4 protein-coding genes are annotated in these 3392 nt (G+C 55.5%); all 4 read right to left on the reverse strand.

Annotated elements, in window-relative coordinates; all coding sequences use genetic code 11:
- Window positions 1-9 precede the first annotated feature (9 nt).
- Window positions 10-966 (reverse strand): Hint domain-containing protein, encoded by a 957-nt coding sequence (locus WBC85_RS13255; RefSeq protein ID WP_424438007.1) that lies wholly within the window; start codon window positions 964-966, stop codon window positions 10-12.
- On the reverse strand, window positions 908-1432 hold the full coding sequence (locus WBC85_RS13260; protein ID WP_424438010.1) for a hypothetical protein: 525 nt from the start codon (window positions 1430-1432) through the stop codon (window positions 908-910). Before WBC85_RS13260 ends, WBC85_RS13255 begins: the two co-directional genes overlap by 59 nt.
- Before the next feature lie 187 nt (window positions 1433-1619).
- Window positions 1620-1769: a calcium-binding protein gene (locus WBC85_RS13265; protein WP_424438013.1), complete on the reverse strand. Its 150-nt coding sequence runs from the start codon at window positions 1767-1769 to the stop codon at window positions 1620-1622.
- 230 nt (window positions 1770-1999) lie between these two features.
- On the reverse strand, window positions 2000-3392 hold a 1393-nt coding region (locus WBC85_RS13270; RefSeq protein WP_424438016.1), incomplete at its 5' end, for a Hint domain-containing protein.

The following is a 3392-nucleotide window of genomic DNA, read 5'->3' on the forward strand; positions in this document are numbered from 1 at the left end:
GAAATTCCATTACAACTCAGCGCACAGAATCTCGGCTTCAAAACGCTTCAGTGAACGCCGTGCAGCACCGTAATTATGCAACCCTTTTTGGGTCATAAGCTCTGGAAAGATAGAGAAAAGCTCGTCCCGCTGCGCTGATTCTACGCCGTTAAGTGCGTGCTCGGCAGGTTGGAAACTTTCCGTCCATGCGCCATCCGACATGATGACCTCATGCGCTTCAAACATCAGATGCAGATATTTGACCGAACTGGGAACACTTTGTGTGATGCCCGGGCGGCCAACAAGATGTTTCGCCGCGATCAGAACCTCTGACGTGTCGAACAAAAGGCGGTTCATTTGGCCAAGCATCAGAACACGGTGGTTCGGCGATACCTGCAACGCGCGCTCTGGCAAGCCGTTGCCCAAGGCACCTGCCGCAATCGTCACCGGGGCCAGTTCAGGATTTGCAATCATATTGCCAAGGCCAAGCGTTTTTTGCCCGATCCAAGCCAATTCTTGGGCTCCGTTGTCACGGGTTACGACCTTGTCGCCAACGCGCAGCTCGTCTGTGCGGCGCGGACCAAGCGGCGTCATGATGAGCGCGTGAGGCGTAAAGCAGATCACCTGTTCGATTTGTGAATAGGTCGCTGTGTTAATCACTGCCCCGCTGGCATCGAGATATTCGATGATACCGCTTTCAGGGCCGCTTTGGATAACACGGGCATTGATGCCACTTAGATCAATGACATCAATATCAGAGCCATCCGCATCTTCGCCGCCGATAATCACATGATCGCCAGCCCCGTCAAAGATGAACAGGTCGGAGTTGTTGCCACCATCCAGCGTGTCCGTGCCCGTACCGCCAACAATGGTATCCATACCATCGCCGCCCTCAACGCTATCGTCGCCTGCTCCAGCAACAAGGCTGTCATCCGCCGCCCTGACCCAGAATGATGTCGTTGCCGTCGCCGCCAAGCAGCGTGTCATCACCCGCGTCGACCTCTGTCACGATTCCCCCAGGGATCAAATCACCGCTCATCGTGAAGCCGGATGGCGTTGAACGCGCTTCTAGCGTGAACTCGATGAACTCACGGTTCTCAAAACCGGCGCTGAACCAGGAATCTGTATCGGCGGGCGAGTTTTGCTCGGTTCCGTTTGCCCGAATGGTCGCGGCAGTGGGCGTCACTTCAATCGAAGTGACCGGAGCGGTCGAGTAGTTCGTAAAGCTGGCAGTATTAAGAATAACCGCTTCTTCGTTACCGGTAAAATTACGGTCCAGATCGTTGAACGTCGCAACAGAATTTAGTGCAACAGGGTCACCTGTCAGCGGATTGAAAAACTCCATGCGGAAACTGGCTTGCGCCCCAGCGGGAACAGCACCGCCCCCACTATTGAGCAGAATTTCAGACCCATTCCCGCCGGACATATCCACGTTGAGATTGGGATTGGTCATGCTGACGAGGATCAGCCGTGCGGAAATATTTGTCCCATCACCGAGCTCTGCAACATTGGAGTAAATCGCAACATCACCTGGCTGGGCGTTGTTATTGCCTGATGAACTGTCCGAGACAAGATTGTCTTATGCTCAGATCAATTGGCGATGCATCCACGCCCGGCGCGGTGCCGACACCGACATCGCCTTAAAGCGTATCATCACCAGCGCCGCCAAGAATTGAATCATCAGCGCCTTCGCCTGAAATCAGGTCTGCGCCTGCTTCACCGAAGATCGTATCGTCTGTAGCGCTGCCTTGAATCGTATCAGCGCCGGGTGTTCCGTTGAAAACTGGCATAACATGTCCCCCCAGACAAATTCACCAACGGCAATCTATTGTACCGCTATACATCATAAATAGTTGTGCTTTGACCTACACCCAAGGGGGAAAAACGCAAACTTTCCCGCACGCCCTGGTGGTAAAACGTCGGAAAGAGGCGGTTCCCCGCCTCTCTCCATTCCTGATGAACAGCCCCCTGTTCATCAGAGCTGCATATTACGGTGAAGCAAAGGCCTCCTACAGGGGGCCTATCCTAGCAATAGGGCCGCTTCGTATTTCTTCAGCGTCCGGCGCGCCGCCTGATAGGCTTCGGAGCCTTGCTGTGTCGCCAATTCCGGGAACAGTTCCAGAATTTCGTCGCGCTGCTCTTGGCCGATCCCGTCGAGTGTGTAGTCACCCGGCTGGAAGCTTTCGGACCAAGTGCCGTTGGACAGAACAACCTCATGCTGATCGAACATAATGTGGATATATGTGGTGCCTGAGCTTTCCACACGGTCCACACCATCAAGGATGGTCAGGTGCTTGGCCGCAACGAGAACTTCACGCTCTTCAAAGTACATGGCCGCCTGATCCGTCGTCAGAAGCATACGGTGCTGAGGCGAAACAAGGATATCTCGCTCAGGCAGGTTGTTCCCCAATGCACCCGCACGGATCAGAACCGGCTGAAGATGCGCGTTGGCCGCCAATTGTGCGCCGCTCAGTTCCTTTGCGCCGCTCCAGCGAATTTCCCGAATGCCGTTGTCACGTGTGATTACACGATCACCAGCCTTAAGGTCTTCCACTTTGCGCTCGCCCGTTGGCGTCGCAATGAGCGTGCCCGGGGTGAAGCAAGGAATGACGTTTTCGATGTTGTCGAAACGCGCGGTGCCAGTGATAGCATCGGCTGCATCGAGGAAGTTAACGATACCGCCTTCAGAGCCGGGAGCATCATAGACAACCGAAACACGACCACCCGGGTTCGCCGCAGCGCCAGCACCACGAAGATCAAGCGTATCAAAGTCCGTTGGACCTTCGCCGCCGTCAATCGTGTCACCTGCTGTGGCACCGATGATGCTGTCCTGACCATTGCCGCCAAAGATGCTATCTGCACCCGCGCCGCCAGTGATCGTATCGTCGCTTGCACCAGCATCGATCGTATCAGAGCCGTCGCCGCCAAAGATTTCGTCAAAGCCATTGCCGCCGAAGATCAAGTCGTCATCGATACCGCCGTCCAGAACGTCGTCGCCGTTGCCACCGGAAATGGTGTCATCATCGTCGCCGCCAAGGATCGTGTCGTTACCAGCACCACCGTCAACAGAGTCGCGATCGTTTTCTTCGAGGCCCGCAAGCTCCAGTGAATCTTCTACATCACCGATATAGCCAGGCGTACCTGTGTGACCTGCGTCGATATAATCATCGCCGCCGCCGCCGTCGATGGCGTCAGAGCCGTGACCGCCAAGAATGCTGTCGTTGCCAAGACCGCCGCGAACCGTATCGTCATCGATACCTGCGTTGATCGTGTCATCATCATCACCGCCGTCGATGCTATCCGCATCATCGCCCGTGTTGATAACGTCATTGCCCGCGCCGCCAAAGACCGTATCGCGGCCATCGTCCGTGTCAGGATCAGTGACAAAGGTGATGCCACCGTCCGTGATAGGC

The sequence above is a fragment of the Planktotalea sp. genome, from assembly GCF_049680325.1.
Taxonomy (GTDB): Bacteria; Pseudomonadota; Alphaproteobacteria; order Rhodobacterales; family Rhodobacteraceae; genus Planktotalea.

What these genes read in the sequence shown, in the direction of transcription:
- WBC85_RS13255 (WP_424438007.1), bottom strand. Translation starts at nt 966, where the DNA reads ATGACACGCTGCTTGGCGGCGACGGCAACGACATCATTCTGGGTCAGG.
- WBC85_RS13260 (WP_424438010.1), bottom strand. Translation starts at nt 1,432, where the DNA reads ATGACCAATCCCAATCTCAACGTGGATATGTCCGGCGGGAATGGGTCT.
- WBC85_RS13265 (WP_424438013.1), bottom strand. Translation starts at nt 1,769, where the DNA reads ATGCCAGTTTTCAACGGAACACCCGGCGCTGATACGATTCAAGGCAGC.